Source organism: Microbacterium sp. Soil_N32, from assembly GCF_057655505.1.
The window spans coordinates 284132-298030 of record NZ_JBDGME010000019.1 but is presented as its reverse complement, the minus strand read 5'-3'; the positions used below and the strand labels follow the sequence as shown (position 1 = coordinate 298030).

The window sequence follows — 13899 nt, the reverse complement described above, 5'->3', positions numbered from 1 at the left end:
GCGTCACTCCCCCGCTCTGCGCGTCAGCGCCTGCGCCGCACCGAGCACGCGCGCGCGGTAGGCGACGACGAGGTCGACCACCTCGTCGAGTGCCTCGGCGACGACGTAGACGCCCCCGTCCACCATGTGCAGCGTGGTGTCGGGCGAGGCCTGCACCCGTTCGATCAGGTCAGGATTCACCGCGAACCGCGTGCGGTCGAGGCGGGTGACGGTGATCATCGGAGTCTCCGGGAGCAGGCGGGCGGCAGGTCGTCCCCGACTATCGCGACGGGGCCCGCCCGGGGTAACCCGGACGAGCCCCGTCGACGTCGGATCAGCGCTTGAGCTGCGTGAGCTCCTGCAGCACCTCGTCGCTCGTCGTGATGATGCGCGCGTTCGCCTGGAAGCCGCGCTGCGCCACGATGAGGTTCGTGAACTCCTGGGAGAGATCGACGTTGCTCATCTCCAGCGTGCCCGAGACGAGGTTCCCGAAGCCGGCCTGCCCCGCCTCGCCCATCTGTGCGGCGCCCGAGTTCACCGACACGCGGTACGACGACCCGCCCGCCTTCTCGAGACCCTCCGGGTTCGCGAAGGTCGCCATCGCGATCTTGCCCAGCGTCTGCGTGGCGCCGTTGCTGAACGTACCGACGATCGAGCCGTCGCCGGTGATGCTGTACGACTTCAAGGTGCCGGCGGCCGAGCCGTTCTGACCGGTCACCGCGACGGTCGAGAGCGTCGCGTACCCGGTCACGGCCGTGAGGTCGATGCTCACGCCGGCGTTCAGAACGAGACCGCCGCCGGTCTGCACGCCCTCGTCGAACTCGAGCGTGCCGCTCGCGCCGCTCGTCGGTTCGACGACGTTCCACCCGGTGGCCGTGCGGGTGAAGGTGAGGCTGAGGGTCGAGGGCGCGCCCTGCGGGTCGTAGACGGTCACGTCGCGCACGATCTCGTCGCCCACGGCGGCGGTGGCCGGCAGGTTGCCGGTGACGGTCGCGGTGGTCGTCTCGCGCGCCGGCGAGACGGCGTCGAGCGGGAGCACGATGTTGCCGACCGCCTGGCCGGTGTTCACCACGCCGTTCTGCGCCGCCCATCCCTGGACGATGGCGCCGTCGGCGGTGACCATCTTGCCCGTCGGGTCGAACGAGAAGCCGCCGGCGCGGGTGTAGAGCGTCTCTCCCCCGGCGCGCACGGCGAAGAACCCGTCACCCGAGATCATCAGGTCGCCTCCGCGGCCGGTCGCCTGCGCCGATCCCTGGGCGAAGTTGGTGCGGATGCCGGCGACCTGCACGCCGAGACCGACCTGCGCGGGGTTGCGGCCGCCGACCTGGTCGTCGGGGATGCCGGGGTTGCCGACGAGCTGCGACAGCGAGTCCTGGAAGAGCACGGACGACGCCTTGTAGCCGGCCGTGTTCACGTTCGCGATGTTGTTGCCCGTGACGTCGAGCATGGTCTGGTGGGAGCGGAGGCCGGAGATGCCGGAGTAGAGCGAGCGGAGCATGATGTTCTCTCTTCTGTGGGGAGGTCAGGCGGCGGCGGACGCGTCCGCGGCGGGGGTGGTCGTGGGTGCGGTGGAGATGCCGGTGATGGCGTCGAGGGCGATGTCCTTGCCGCCGATCGTCACCTGCGGCACGGGGCCGTCGAACGAGACCTTCGTGACGATGCCCGTCACCGTCTTGCCGTCGGCGTCCTCGTAGCGCGCCTCCTGACCGATCAGCGCGGTCGCGGCCTGGCGCATGTGGAGGGCGAACGCCTCGGTGCCGTTGTCGGCGAGGACGGTCAGCTTCTCCATCATCGCCAGCTGGGTGGTCTGCGCGATCATCTCGTTGGTGTCCATGGGATTGGACGGGTCCTGGTGGGTGAGCTGCGTCACGAGCAGGCGCAGGAACACCTCGCCGTCGAGGGTCTGCTTGCGGCTCGCCGGGTCGGTCGTGCTGCCGGTGTGGATCGAGGTCGGGGCGCTCACGGCGTCGACGGTCATGCGGGTGTCCTCTCAGGCGAAGATGTCGAGGCCCGCACCGGCGGTGGGGCGGGAGGGGGTGGATTCGAGGCCTGCGGGCAGGGACGCCCCGCTCTCGGTACCGGTGTCGGAACGGGGGGCTCCGCGGCCGCGGTCGTGATCGCGCGGTGCCTGCTCGGTGTTGCCTGACGGCCCGCGCTCGGCGCCTCCGCCGGCGTCCGCCCCCGCGCCCAGGGCGACGCTCGCGTGGGGCGAGATCGCGGCGAGGTCGCGCCGCAGGTCTCCGAGGAGGGTGCGGAGCGCCTCGCGTCCGGCATCGGTGGCGCCGAGGAGGTGCACCTGCACCTCTCCGTCGGCCGAGATGTGTGCGCGTACGGTGACGGGACCGAGACTCTCGGGCTCGATCGTCATGGTGAGCTGGTGGCTTCCGGCCGGTCGTTGCGCGAGGTGCAGCACCGCGGGTGCGATCTGCGCGGCCAGAGGCTGCGGTGCGGTCGTGGTCGCGTTCGGCGCGGCCGGAGCCGAGACGGATGCCGTCGACGGGATGCCCGGCGGCAACACGGGTGCCGCGGATGTCGCGGACGCGGTGGGGGCAGCAGGGACCGACGCGCCCCCGGGCTCTGCGGCAGCGCGGGCGGGGAACTCCGATCGGGGCGAGAACCCCGGTGCGACCTCGGCCGGCACCTCGACGTTCGCCGACGGCGCGGACGGCGCGGGCGCTGCGTCGTCCCCCGCGCCGCCAACGACGCCGGGCGCCGTGGGAAGCGAGACGGTGCGGAGGTCCTGCCGGGACGCCGCGCTCATGGGCGCCGCACCGGATGCGGAGGAGGCAGGAGCAGCAGTCGGCTCGCCGCTGGCAGGCATCGCGACGGATCCGCCCGCGACGGAGGGTGACCCGTGGGTGGCATCCGTCCCGGTGCGCGGGGCAGCAGCCGCGGACCCTGCCGCTGCGTCCTCCTGCGCCGCGAGCAGCAGCGCCGGCGTCTCGGCATCACTCTCCAGCGTCCCATCCGCCGGCGTCCCCTCCGCCATCGTCCGGCCCGCCGCCGTCGCGCTCGCCGCGCCCGCAGCCGCCGCCTTCCCGCCTGCCGATGTCCCCCCGGATGCGGTCGTCGACACCGCATCCGTAACCACGACTGTCGAGGCCTCGATCGGGACCGCGAGGATGCTCGCCACGGCCGCGGGTGGCGAGGAGATCGCGGAGGGCTTCGCTCGCTCCTCCCCCGGTCGCGTGTCGGTGAGCGCTGGGACCGCGTCGGCGGGCGTCGAGACGACGGCCTCCGATGCATCGCCGCAGCCTGCGATCGTGGTGCCCTCTTCGTCGGCACCCCTCGCGTCGCCGGCGCCGGTGCTGTCAGACCCGAGCATCCGATCGGCGGTCGTGAGCGCTGCGTCGAAAGCCGCGGCACGGTCGCGCGCTGCGGCGGACGCGGGTGCGCCGCCTCGCCCGCCCATGGCGCCGAGCAGCACCGCGCCGGGGGCGGTGGACGCAGGCGGCGCCGCGCTCATGCCGCACTCCCGTCGCCGTGGCTGCGCACCACGGCGATCTCGTCCAGCGTCATCTGCTCGTTCCGCTGCTCCACGGCCGCGGTCTCCGTGCGATGCGCGTCTTCCAGTCGTTCGAGGCCCTTCAGCTCGCGTCGCGCCTCGACGTGCGCGGCCCGCGCCTCGATCTCCTCGGCGCGTCGCAGTGCCGTAAGCGTCTGCAGATCCGCGAGAGCGCTCCGGCCGGAGGCCCGCGCTGCGGCCATCGCGAGCAGGGTCGCCGCATCGTCGATCCGGTCGCCGATCTGGGCGAGACCGGTCACCGCATCCTGTTCCGCGGCCTCCGCCGCCGCCCGCGCGGCACCGGCGCGCGACAGCTCCTCGGCGGCCATGCGCTCCTGCGCACCGCGCACCCGCAGGAGTCCTGCCAGGGGGAAGGTCATGCTGCTGCTCCTCCGAGGTCGTGGGCCAGAGCGGCGAGACGCCGCCAAGATTCCGCCGTCGCGGCCGGTTCGTCCATCGGCTGGGTGAGGAATCCGGCGATCGCCGCTTCCTGCGCCAGGGCCGCGTCGACCAGCGGGTTGGCACCCGCGCGATACGCCCCGATGTCGATCAGGTCGCTCGCCGCACGCCGCGCGGCCAGCACGCTGCGCAGCGCGACGGCATCCGCGCGCTGCGTCGGGTTGGTGATCTTCGAGACCACGCGCGACACCGACCCGAGCACGTCGACCGCCGGAAAATGACCACGGATGGCGAGTGCCCGGTCGAGCACGACATGCCCGTCGAGAATGCCGCGGGCGGCATCGGCGATCGGCTCGTTGTGGTCGTCGCCGTCGACGAGCACCGTGTAGAGCCCGGTGATCGAGCCCGTCTCCCCCGCCCCGGCGCGCTCGAGCAGGCCCGCGAGCACCGAGAAGGTCGACGGCGGGTAGCCCCGGGTCGCCGGCGGTTCGCCTGCGCTCAGACCGATCTCGCGCTGGGCCATCGCAACGCGGGTCAGCGAGTCCATCATGAGCACCGCGTGCATCCCCTCGTCGCGGAACGCCTCAGCGATGCGCGTGGCGACGAAGGCCGACCGCAGGCGCGCCATCGCGGGTTGATCCGAGGTCGCGACGACCACGACCGACCGCGCGAGCCCGTCGGGGCCGAGGTCGTCCTCGAGGAACTCCCGCACCTCGCGCCCGCGCTCGCCCACGAGGGCGATCACCGTGACGTCGGCACTCGTACCGCGCGCGATCATCGACATCAGCGACGACTTGCCGACACCGGATCCGGCGAACAGCCCGAGACGCTGCCCAGAGCCCACGGGCGTCATCGTGTCGAGCACCCGAACGCCGAGCGGCAGCTGCCGGTCGATGCGCTGGCGGTGCATGATGCTCGGGGTCGCGTGGTCGAGCGAGACCCGGGGAACATCCGCCGGAAGCGGTCCCTTTCCGTCGATGGGACGCCCGAGCCCGTCGAGCACGCGACCGAGCAGACCGCGTCCCGCGGGGATTCGCAAGGGGACTCCCGAGTGGCGCACCCGCGCACGGGACGTGATGCCGGTCGGAGGGGCGAGCGGCATGCACCGGGCCGATACGCCGTCGACCGCCACGACCTCGGCATCGACCGCAGCGCCGCGGGGGGTGTCGATGCGCACCCGGTCTCCGACCGCCGCGTCGATGCCCCGCACTTCGACGCTCAGACCACGCACGCCGGTCACGACGCCGGACCGCTCCGGCCGCACGGCCTCGCGCACCCGGGTCCACGTCGGCGTCGCGTCGCTCATGCGCCCCCCTCGTCGTCCTCGCCGCGGAGCACCGCTGCCGCGCGCGCGAAAGCCGCGTCGACCCGTGTGTCGACAGAGCCGTGCGTCAGCTCGACCATCGCCCCGCCCGGGCCGACGGCAGCCGATGGCTCCACGGCGATGCCGTCGAGCAGAGCGGCCGACGTCGCGTCCTCGCGCAGCACCGCGAGATCGCGCTCGTCCAGCGCGATCCGCACCCACTCCGCGGTCGGCGCCTGTGCAGTGGCCCGGCGCAGGGCGTGCGCGGCGGAGCGCGCCGGGTCGGAGAGTTCGACGCCCACGATCAGGGCCGCAAGTTCGAGCGCGAGTTCCTCCATGCGTGCGACCGCCATGCCTTCGAGGGCGGCGGCGCGCGCGTCGACCGACATGCGTGCCGCGCGAAGGGCCTCGAGGGCGCGACCGGCCCCCGCGGCGAATTCCTCGCGATCGCGCCGGGCCTGCTGCTCGGCGGCGATCGAGGCGAGATGCGCCTCCTCGCGGGCGACACGCCGTCCCTCGGCATACCCGTCCGCGTACCCGCGGACCCTCGCCCGCTCGGTCTCCGCGCGCACGTCGGCGCGCGGCTCCCCGATGCGGGGCGCCACGAGGGGCAGGAAGGCGGGCTCGAGGCTCATTCGATCAGCTCGTCCTCGTCCTCGCGCGAGATCGTGATCTCCTCGGCGGCCTCCAGCTCCCGGATGATGCGCACCACCTCCGCGCGCGCCTCATCGACCTGGCGCATGCGCACGGGCCCGAGCACGCGGGTCTCCTCCGCGAGGTTCTCCTGATTGCGTTCGGTCATGTTCGATCGCACTTTGTCGAGGATCTGCTCGTCCGCGCCCTTGAGCGCGAGCGCGAGCATCCGCAGATCGATCCCCCGCAGCACGCGCTGCGTGTCGCGGTCCTCGAGGCGCGCGATGTCGGCGAACGTGACCATGCGGCTGCGGATGTCCTCGACCAGTGCGAGGTCACGACCCTCCAGGCTCGCCAGCAGCGACTTCTCGAGCGCGGTGTCCGAGCGGTTGATGATCTCGACGAGCGGCTGGACACCGCCGATGGTTTCGTGGTTGTCGCGCATCGCAAAGACCCCGGTGCGCGCCCGCAGCGAGTCGGCCACGATCGAGATCGCCTCCTGCGTCGCGGTGCCCATCGTGGCGATGGCCTGCGCGACGTCGGTACGCAGCGGGTCCTGCAGCGCCGCGAGCACGGCGGCGGCGCGATCGGCCCGCAGGTTGGCGAGCACCACGGCGACCGTGGTCGGCAGCTCTCCCTCGAGCACGGCGGCGAGCTGCGCCGGATCGGCGGCGTTGAGGAAGTCGAACGACACCGTTCCCTGCGACATCACGCGCCCCACCATGCCGACGGCCTTCTCCCGCCCGAAGGCGGTCTCGAGCAGACCGGTCGCCAGGTCCTGTCCCCCGCGCGAGGGGACCGAGCCGCCCTGCGCGATGCGTCGGAACTCGGCGAGGGCGCGTGCGGTCGCCGCGATGTCCACCCCGCCCAGCTGGGTGAGCTCGGCGGCGAGCAGTTCCGCACGCTCCTCCCCCAGATGGCGGAGCACCTCGGCGCTCGCCGCACGGTCCATGTTCATCAGCACGATCGCGGCCTTGCGCAGACCGCTCATCTCCGGCCCGGTCTCGCCCGTCGCGCCGACCGGAGCGGTCGAGATCTCGACCGTGTCGTCCTGCTCATCGACGAGCCCTCCGAGCAGACTCATACCCGGGCCTCGTCCATCAGACTGGCGAGCGCGTTCGCGGTGGCCTGCGGCTCGCGCGTCGCGAGGTCGTCGATCTCGCGACGCCGACGCTCGACCAGCACCGCGTGCGGCTCCGGCTCGTCGTCGAGGTCGAGCACCGCCGTCGGAAGCACCTTCGTCGGCGCCGCCGCGGCGACCGCCATCGGGTCGGCGAGGCCCTTGAGCGACTTCAGCTTCTGCTCCTCGTCCTCCGAGAGGGTCGCGAGGTACTCGATCGGACCGTCGTCGGTGTACAGCACCCGGCGCTTCATGCGTCGGCGCAGCGCGAGGAACACCACGAGCACGATGACCGCGAGCAGCACCGACCCGCCGATGATCGCGGCGCGGATGATCTCCTGCTGCGTCTGCGCCGCGCGCTCCTCTTCCGCGGCCTGCAGCGCCGTCTGCGCCGTGGCAGCCGCCGACTCGCTGAACTCCACGAACTCGACCGCGATCTCGTCGCCGCGCTCGACGTCGATGCCGGCGGCCGATGCCACGAGCGCCTCGACCTGCGCGGCCGTCACCCCGCTCACCGCCCCGCGGTTGAGCGCGATGCTCACGGTCTGCCGCGTCACCTCGCCGGCCGGAGTGATGGTCTTCTCGGTGGTCTTGTTCACCGCGTTGCTGCGCGACGTCTCTTCGAACTCGTACGACCCGTCCCCGTCGCCGCCGTTCGGCACCGCGATGTTGTCGGGTCCGAGCACGCCCGTGCCGTTCCCCTGGCCACCCGTGTAGGTCTCGGTCTTCGTCTGCTCGGAGGCGCTCAGCGCGTCGCCCTCCGGCGCCGAATACGTCTCGTCCATGCGCTCCGACGTCGACGAGGCGACATCCGCCGAGACCGACACCGTGGCGTTCCCCGGACCGACGATCGTGTCGAGCATCCGGCTGACGCTCGCCGCGACCTTCGCCTCGTGCTCGGTGGCCTGGGTCGAGGAATTGCCGGTGACGCCCGCTCCGACGGCCGAGAGCACCCGGCCGTTCTGGTCGGTCACGGCCACGTCCTCCGGCGTCATCCCCGGCACCGCGGCGCTGGTGAGGTGCACGATGGCCTCGATCTTCTCGTCTCCGAGCTCCGAGCCGTTGCGGGTCTTGATGAACACCGAGGCGGTGGGGCTCTGACGCTCCGACACGAACACGCTCTCCTCGGGGATCGCGAGCTGCACCGACGCGGTGGTGATGCCGTCCATCGCCCCGATCGTTCCGGCGAGTTCGCCTTCGATCGCACGCTTGTATGTGACCGACTGCTGGAACTCGCTCGCCGTGACGCCCATCTGGTCGAGGAGCGTGTACCCCTCGCTCGTGTCGCCGGGCAGTCCCGCCGACGCCGCGGCCAGCCGCTGGGGGTACACCTGGTCGTCCGGTACCAGGACCGTCGCCCCTCCCTCGGCCAGCTCGTAGGGCACACCGGCCGACTTGAGCTGCTCGACGACCGCCGAGGCGTCGCCGGCGCTGAGCCCCGTGAACAGCGGACTCATCTGCGGGCGCGTGAGCCACGACCCGAGGGCGATCGCGCCCATGACGAGCAGCGCGATCCCGATCAGGGCGATCGTGCGCTGAGCGATCGAGAAGCCCGAGACGACCTGCTTGACGCGGTCGAACGACGTGGAGAGCATCTTGGGCATCGGTTAGGCCTGCATCCGCATGATCTCGTTGAACGCCGACACGCTGCGGTCGCGCACCGCCACGATGAGGTCGAGCGTGACCGAGGCCCGCGTCGACGCGATCATCGCCTGGTGGATGTCCTGCAGGTCGCCCGTGACGGCCTGCACCGCGAGCTCGTTCGAAGTCGACTGCAGCTGCTGGAGGTTCTCGACCGCGCCGGACAGCGACGTCGCGAAGGCCCCCGCCGACGCGGAACCCGCGGGGTCCGCGCCCTGTTCGAAGCTCAGTGCCGACAGCGGGGACACCGGTGTCGAGACGACGCCGTCGATCGGGGTACTCATCAGCCGCGTCCGATCTGCAGTGCGGCCTCGTACGTCGACTTCGCACGATCGACGACGGCGGCGCTCGCCTCGTACCCGCGCTGCGCGAGGATGAGCATGCTCATCTGATCGCCGAGGTCGACGTTCGGATACTGCACGTAGCCGTCCTCGTTCGCGTACGGATGCTCGGGGTCGTAGACGAGCTTCGCCGCGGCCTCCGACTCGACGACGCCGGCGACGTAGACACCGGGGCTCTGCGTGCCCGCCTGCACCTCGACGAGGCGCTCGCGGAACGGCTCCTGCCCGGCGGGCGTGGCCGTGTTGACGTTGGCGATGTTGTCGCTCAGCGCGTCGAGCCACTTGCGGTGCGCGGTCAAGCCGGTGCCGGCGATGCCGATCGCGTCGAAGGTCATGACGCCTGTCCGATCGCCTTGGTGATCGATGCCGCCTGACCGCCGATCGCCTGGCTGGCGAACTGGAAGCGCAGCACCGTGTCGAAGTTCGACAGCGTCTCGGTGTCGAGGTTGACGTTGTTGCCGTTGAGGCGCGTGGGCTCCAGCGAGCGCTCGACGGTCGGCGAGACCGCACCGGAGCCGTGGGCGACGGCGGCGCGCAACTCGTCCTCGAAGGTCACGCGCTTCGCGTGGTAGTCGGGGGTGTTGACGTTCGCGATGTTCTCGGCGATCGCGCGCTGACGCAGGGCCAGCCCGTCGAGAGCGCTGAGCAGCGCGGTGGAGGTGACGGATTCGAGCACGGGGGTACTCCGGACGTTGAGGGGAGAGGCCGATCCGTGGCCCAGCGTCGAGCGATCCGTGCTCGGCCCCTACTATCGCGACGCGGCGGGATCGGCGTAACCCGTCGGTTCAGCCCTCGACGTCGAGATAGACCGGAGCGTCTCCGCCGGGGTGTCCCGGCACGCGCCGGAGGGCGGCGAGCTCGCGGGCGACGCCCGCGCGAGAAGCGAGCAATCCGTTGATCATCAGCTGCTGCCGCGCGAGCACCGCCTCGGCCCGTTCCCGCAGCTCGTCCGGCACGGGGCCGGCAGGCGGGTCGAAGGTCTCGTCCGGCGCGTCGGCCGCGTCGAGGGCACGCTCGAAGCGGTCGAGCACCGCGAGCCAGGCCGCGAGATTGTCCGCCACCCGACTCAGGCCGTCGCGGTGCTGGCGATCGCGGGCGCGTCGCCGGTGAGCGCGGCCGCCTGGTGCCACGCGTCGCGCAGGGGCGCGACGAGCGCCCGGCTCTCGGCCGTCGCGGCGGCGTCGCGCGACACATTGGCGATGATGAGCCGTCCCGTCAGGTACGTGTAGAGCGCGCGGAGGTCGTCGGCACCGTCCCAGACATCGGTCAGCGAGGCGCTGAGTTCGGCGACGATGCTCTGCGCGTGCGTGAGGTGAGGGGCGGCGGCCGACCAGTCGGACGCCTGCTGCGCGGCGGCAGCGCGATCGATGTCGACCAGCAGGCGGTCGTAGAGCATCGTCAGCAGTCGTTCGGGCGAGGCGGAGGCGACCTGCTGCTCGAGGTACTGCTGCTTGGCGCGCTCCAGGGAGGTGAGGGGCATGCGGCTCTCCTAGTAGACGGGGGGAACGGGTCAGGAGTCTTTCGAGGGCGTGAGCCCGGCGAGCTGGGAGGTGAGCCAGGTCGACTGCGCCTGCAGGTTCGACAACTGCACCTCGAGCTGCGAGTAGGTGCGCTCGAGAGTGGCCCGGCGCTGTTCGAGGCGCACGTCCCAGCGCTCGGACTGCGTCTTGAGGCTCTTGACCTCGTCCTGCTGTCCGGTGATGCGCTGCGTCAGCATGCCGTCGTATTTGTCGGAGTACTGTCCGGTCACGTCCTGCACGCGGGCGGCGACGCCCGAGAACACGGCTTGGACCGCGTCGGGGTCGTCGGCCAGGGCGGCCGCGAACTTCTCGGCGTCGAACGACAGCACGCCGTTCCTGTCGGTCGAGATGCCGATCGTCGAGGGCGACACGCCGTCGACGGGATGCTGCATGGCCTTCGCGATCGCGCCGCGGAGGTTGCGAACCGTGCTGTCTCCCGTGAAGACCCCGAGCGTCGTGGTCTCGCCCACGCCGCCGACGGTGGCCTTGGAGCCATTGTCGATACGGGTGAGCAGAGCGGCGATCTCCTTCACGAAGGCTTCGGCCTTGGCGGTCTGCGCCTTCGGGTCGAGGGCCACCGTCACGACGACGGGGTCGGCGCTCGCCGCGCGGACGGTGATGTCGACCCCCGCCGCCACGCTCAGCGTGTTGCTCGCGCTGCGCAGCGTCTGCTCGGCGGCGGTGCCGGCGAAGAGGCGCACCCGCGCATCCGCGCCCGCGGTGAGGATCGCTGCGCCGTCCTCGGCGGCCACGTCGACAGACCCTCCGGCGGCGACGTCGGCCGCGGTCCCGCGGTGCAGCGCGAAGCGGTGCTCCTCCCCCGTCTCGACGGCGGTGATCTGGATACGCGAGAGCGGCGTGCCGTCTGCGGCGGTTCCGGCGGGCACGACGGTGGCCATCACGTCGGCCTTGGCCCCGTTGATGGCCTTCGCCAGGTCCTGCGGGCCCGTGCCGGTCGGGGTGATCTCGACCGGATCGCCGTCCGCGCCGACGAGGGTGAAGGTACCGCCCCAGGCCGACGATCCGGCCGCCGCGGTCACGACCGAGTGCGCGGTGGCGACGGCGTCGACCACGACCGAGGTCGAGAAGGCGTTCGCCGTGGCCCCGGCCGCGACCGTAACGTTCTCCGACGACGAGGATGCCGTAAAAGCAGCGAGCGAGGTCGCGCCTGCGGCGGTCTTCGCCTTCTCCACGAGCGCCTGCAGCGAGGTGTTGAGCGACTGGAGATTCTGGATGATCGTGGTGCGATCGGTGATCTTGTTGGTGATCAGCTTCTTCGGGATCGCAGCGACATCCATGAGCGCGGTGATGAGCTCATCGGTCTTCAGGCCCGATACGAGTCCGTCGAGTTTCATGCTCGGGTGCTCTCCGTGGGGTGGGGCGGTGCGGGTGGGGCTGGCTATAGGAGGGCGCTCGGGCGGAGGTGTCCCCGCCCGAGCGCCCCGTGCGCCTCAGGCGCAGCGGCTCAACGGAGCAGCTGCAGGACGCCCTGGCCCGACTGGTTCGCCTGCGCGAGCATGGCGGTGCCGGCCTGCTGCAGGATGTTCGCAGCGGTGTACTTCACCATCTCGGACGCCATGTCGGTGTCCGCGATACGGCTCTTCGCCGCCGACAGGTTCTCGGCCGAGACCTGCAGGGAGTTGATCGTCGACTCGAAGCGGTTCTGCACCGCACCGAGGTCGGCGCGGGCCGACGAGACGCTCTTGATGGCCGCGTCGACCGTGTCGATCGTCGCCGCGGCGACGGTCGGGTTCGCGAAGCCGTCCGCCGTGGTGAGGATGTCTTCACGCAGGTCCGACGCCAGCGTGGCGATGTCCGCGCTGCCCAGGTTCACGGTGATCTGGCTCGAGGCGGAGCCGTCGGCGCCGACCTGGAAGCTCAGCACACCGTTGCCTGCCGCGCCGGCCGTGCCGTCGAGCAGCTGGATGCCGTTGAAGTTGGCGCTCTCGGCGATGCGGTCGAGCTCGTCCACGAGCTGCGTCACCTCGGTGGTGATCGCCTTGCGCGAGTCCGGGTTGTTCGAGTCGTTACCGGCCTGCACCGCGAGGTCGCGCACGCGCTGCAGGATGGAGTGGACCTCGGTGAGCTGGCCTTCTGCGGTCTGGATGACCGAGATGCCGTCCTGCGCGTTGCGGGCTGCGACGTTCAGGCCGTTGACCTGCGAACGCAGGCCCTCAGAGATGGCGAGGCCGGCGGCGTCGTCGGCTGCGCGGTTGATGCGCAGGCCGCTCGAGAGCTTCTCGAGCGACTTCGAGACGTCGTTCTGGTTTGCCGACAGGTTGCGGTACGCGTTGAGCGCACTGACGTTGGTGGCGATCTGAAGACCCATGTTCATCCTCCGTGGTTGATGGGATTTCGAAGCGGGTCCGTCCGTGGACCCGCACACCCCACATTCGCGACGGGTGGGCCGCCGCGTAACCCGCGGTGCGACGAGGTTCAGAGAGGAGCGAGTTCGGGCTGCGCGCGGGGCGCCTTCGGGGCCGCGGTCGGCACGGGGCCGAGAACCGCGGCGAAGAAGTCGGCGCGTGCGGCGTTCGAGCGATCGCCCGCCTCGCCGCTCTCCCAGGCCTCCATCGCCTCGCGCATGAGGGCGAGGCCGCGCGAGCGCAGCTTCGAGACGTAGGCGTGGCTCACACCCATCTCCTCGGCGATGTCCTTCACCATGCGGTCATCGAGGTAGATGCCGCGGATCACCCGGCGGGTCGCCTCGGGCAGCGCGTCGAGGATGCGCACGAGCATGCCGCGCGTCTCGGTCTGCTCCGCGGCGTGCTCGGGCAGGATGACGCTGTCGGTGAGGTCGGTCGCCTGTCGGCCCGAGGCCGGGTCGAAGTGCTCCTCGAAGCTGGTCGCGGTGCGCACCATGTCGTCGATCTGCAGCATCTCGGCGACGACCGATGCGTCGAGGCCCGACTCCCGGGAGAGCTCGGCGGGCGTCGCATCGCGTCCGGTCCGAGTGCGCACGGCGTCGGCGGCGGTGCGGATGAGTTCGATCTTGTCGCGAGCGCGTTCGCCCGCGGGGTCCGCGCGGCGCATGTCCGACAGCATCGCCCAGGTGATCTGCGAGCGGGCGAACGCGCCGAACGGGATGCCGCGTTCGGGCTCGTACGTCAGCGCGGCCCTGGCCAGCCCCCAGCGCGCGGCCGAGAGCAGGTCGTCGATGTCGACGTGTTGCGCGGTTCGGGCCTTCTCGAGAGCGAGGAAGGTCGCGAGAGGCATGTTGTCGCGCGCGAGCCGTTCGGCCTCCGCCGGGGAGGATGCACGGGAACCAGAGACAGCAGAGAAGGCAGATTCCCGCGGCAACGTGTCTCCTTGAGTTATCAACTGATTTACGTGTGAAGCTAGCAGGTTACACTCGTACACAAGCAAATTCTTATGTAAACGGTGCGTGTCGGTTTCCCTCGCTGCGGCTCACCGCCCGCCGCCCGGACGGATGCCATGGCGCGGGGACGCCGCCATCC

General features: G+C 71.4%; 17 protein-coding genes. All 17 read right to left on the bottom strand.

The window, feature by feature from the left end; all coding sequences use genetic code 11:
* Nucleotides 1-3 precede the first annotated feature (3 nt).
* The 17 genes from AC3A3J_RS09525 to AC3A3J_RS09445 all read right to left on the bottom strand — a co-directional run bounded on the left by AC3A3J_RS09525 (nt 4) and on the right by AC3A3J_RS09445 (nt 13801).
* Nucleotides 4-219 carry a flagellar FlbD family protein gene (locus tag AC3A3J_RS09525; protein ID WP_487672048.1) on the bottom strand — a complete coding sequence of 72 codons (216 nt, stop codon included), beginning with the start codon at nt 217-219 and terminating at the stop codon, nt 4-6.
* Nucleotides 220-313: 94 nt separating this feature from the next.
* On the bottom strand, nt 314-1477 hold the full coding sequence (locus tag AC3A3J_RS09520; protein ID WP_487672047.1) for a flagellar hook protein FlgE: 1164 nt from the start codon (nt 1475-1477) through the stop codon (nt 314-316).
* A gap of 24 nt (nt 1478-1501) precedes the next feature.
* Nucleotides 1502-1957, bottom strand: coding sequence for a flagellar hook capping FlgD N-terminal domain-containing protein (locus AC3A3J_RS09515; RefSeq protein ID WP_487672046.1), 456 nt, complete (start codon nt 1955-1957; stop codon nt 1502-1504).
* Nucleotides 1958-1969: 12 nt separating this feature from the next.
* On the bottom strand, nt 1970-3445 hold the full coding sequence (locus AC3A3J_RS09510) for a flagellar hook-length control protein FliK (protein ID WP_487672045.1): 1476 nt from the start codon (nt 3443-3445) through the stop codon (nt 1970-1972).
* Nucleotides 3442-3864 (bottom strand): flagellar FliJ family protein, encoded by a 423-nt coding sequence (locus AC3A3J_RS09505; RefSeq protein WP_487672044.1) that lies wholly within the window; start codon nt 3862-3864, stop codon nt 3442-3444. The genes AC3A3J_RS09510 and AC3A3J_RS09505 overlap by 4 nt, the downstream gene beginning before the upstream one ends.
* Nucleotides 3861-5189, bottom strand: coding sequence for a FliI/YscN family ATPase (locus AC3A3J_RS09500; protein ID WP_487672043.1), 1329 nt, complete (start codon nt 5187-5189; stop codon nt 3861-3863). Before AC3A3J_RS09500 ends, AC3A3J_RS09505 begins: the two co-directional genes overlap by 4 nt.
* Entirely contained in the window at nt 5186-5821 is a 636-nt protein-coding gene (locus AC3A3J_RS09495; protein WP_487672042.1) for a FliH/SctL family protein, read from the bottom strand. Before AC3A3J_RS09495 ends, AC3A3J_RS09500 begins: the two co-directional genes overlap by 4 nt.
* Complete coding sequence (gene fliG, locus AC3A3J_RS09490; protein WP_487672041.1) at nt 5818-6903, bottom strand: flagellar motor switch protein FliG; 1086 nt, start codon at nt 6901-6903, stop codon at nt 5818-5820. The genes AC3A3J_RS09495 and fliG overlap by 4 nt, the downstream gene beginning before the upstream one ends.
* Entirely contained in the window at nt 6900-8543 is a 1644-nt protein-coding gene (fliF, locus tag AC3A3J_RS09485; protein ID WP_487672040.1) for a flagellar basal-body MS-ring/collar protein FliF, read from the bottom strand. The genes fliG and fliF overlap by 4 nt, the downstream gene beginning before the upstream one ends.
* A gap of 3 nt (nt 8544-8546) precedes the next feature.
* Nucleotides 8547-8864, bottom strand: a complete 318-nt coding sequence (fliE, locus tag AC3A3J_RS09480; RefSeq protein ID WP_487672039.1) for a flagellar hook-basal body complex protein FliE — start codon at nt 8862-8864, stop codon at nt 8547-8549.
* Nucleotides 8864-9256: a flagellar basal body rod protein FlgC gene (gene flgC / locus AC3A3J_RS09475; RefSeq protein WP_487672038.1), complete on the bottom strand. Its 393-nt coding sequence runs from the start codon at nt 9254-9256 to the stop codon at nt 8864-8866. Before flgC ends, fliE begins: the two co-directional genes overlap by 1 nt.
* Nucleotides 9253-9597, bottom strand: coding sequence for a flagellar basal body rod protein FlgB (gene flgB, locus AC3A3J_RS09470; protein WP_487672037.1), 345 nt, complete (start codon nt 9595-9597; stop codon nt 9253-9255). The genes flgC and flgB overlap by 4 nt, the downstream gene beginning before the upstream one ends.
* Nucleotides 9598-9706: 109 nt before the next feature.
* The gene (locus AC3A3J_RS09465; protein WP_487672036.1) at nt 9707-9982 is read right to left on the bottom strand and encodes a hypothetical protein; all 276 of its coding nucleotides are present in this window, start codon (nt 9980-9982) and stop codon (nt 9707-9709) included.
* Nucleotides 9983-9987: 5 nt separating this feature from the next.
* Nucleotides 9988-10401: a flagellar export chaperone FliS gene (gene fliS, locus AC3A3J_RS09460; protein WP_487672035.1), complete on the bottom strand. Its 414-nt coding sequence runs from the start codon at nt 10399-10401 to the stop codon at nt 9988-9990.
* A 30-nt stretch (nt 10402-10431) separates the two neighbouring features.
* The gene (fliD, locus tag AC3A3J_RS09455; RefSeq protein ID WP_487672034.1) at nt 10432-11796 is read right to left on the bottom strand and encodes a flagellar filament capping protein FliD; all 1365 of its coding nucleotides are present in this window, start codon (nt 11794-11796) and stop codon (nt 10432-10434) included.
* Nucleotides 11797-11906: 110 nt separating this feature from the next.
* Nucleotides 11907-12770, bottom strand: coding sequence for a flagellin N-terminal helical domain-containing protein (locus tag AC3A3J_RS09450; RefSeq protein ID WP_487672033.1), 864 nt, complete (start codon nt 12768-12770; stop codon nt 11907-11909).
* Nucleotides 12771-12877: 107 nt separating this feature from the next.
* The gene (locus AC3A3J_RS09445; RefSeq protein WP_487672032.1) at nt 12878-13801 is read right to left on the bottom strand and encodes a sigma-70 family RNA polymerase sigma factor; all 924 of its coding nucleotides are present in this window, start codon (nt 13799-13801) and stop codon (nt 12878-12880) included.
* Nucleotides 13802-13899: the final 98 nt, after the last annotated feature.

Bases quoted from the DNA above. Each gene is read 5' to 3' on its own strand.
- AC3A3J_RS09525 (WP_487672048.1), bottom strand. From the start codon at position 219: ATGATCACCGTCACCCGCCTCGACCGCACGCGGTTCGCGGTGAATCCT.
- AC3A3J_RS09520 (WP_487672047.1), bottom strand. From the start codon at position 1,477: ATGCTCCGCTCGCTCTACTCCGGCATCTCCGGCCTCCGCTCCCACCAG.
- AC3A3J_RS09515 (WP_487672046.1), bottom strand. From the start codon at position 1,957: ATGACCGTCGACGCCGTGAGCGCCCCGACCTCGATCCACACCGGCAGC.
- AC3A3J_RS09510 (WP_487672045.1), bottom strand. From the start codon at position 3,445: ATGAGCGCGGCGCCGCCTGCGTCCACCGCCCCCGGCGCGGTGCTGCTC.
- AC3A3J_RS09505 (WP_487672044.1), bottom strand. From the start codon at position 3,864: ATGACCTTCCCCCTGGCAGGACTCCTGCGGGTGCGCGGTGCGCAGGAG.
- AC3A3J_RS09500 (WP_487672043.1), bottom strand. From the start codon at position 5,189: ATGAGCGACGCGACGCCGACGTGGACCCGGGTGCGCGAGGCCGTGCGG.
- AC3A3J_RS09495 (WP_487672042.1), bottom strand. From the start codon at position 5,821: ATGAGCCTCGAGCCCGCCTTCCTGCCCCTCGTGGCGCCCCGCATCGGG.
- fliG (WP_487672041.1), bottom strand. From the start codon at position 6,903: ATGAGTCTGCTCGGAGGGCTCGTCGATGAGCAGGACGACACGGTCGAG.
- fliF (WP_487672040.1), bottom strand. From the start codon at position 8,543: ATGCCCAAGATGCTCTCCACGTCGTTCGACCGCGTCAAGCAGGTCGTC.
- fliE (WP_487672039.1), bottom strand. From the start codon at position 8,864: ATGAGTACCCCGATCGACGGCGTCGTCTCGACACCGGTGTCCCCGCTG.
- flgC (WP_487672038.1), bottom strand. From the start codon at position 9,256: ATGACCTTCGACGCGATCGGCATCGCCGGCACCGGCTTGACCGCGCAC.
- fliS (WP_487672035.1), bottom strand. From the start codon at position 10,401: ATGCCCCTCACCTCCCTGGAGCGCGCCAAGCAGCAGTACCTCGAGCAG.
- fliD (WP_487672034.1), bottom strand. From the start codon at position 11,796: ATGAAACTCGACGGACTCGTATCGGGCCTGAAGACCGATGAGCTCATC.
- AC3A3J_RS09450 (WP_487672033.1), bottom strand. From the start codon at position 12,770: ATGGGTCTTCAGATCGCCACCAACGTCAGTGCGCTCAACGCGTACCGC.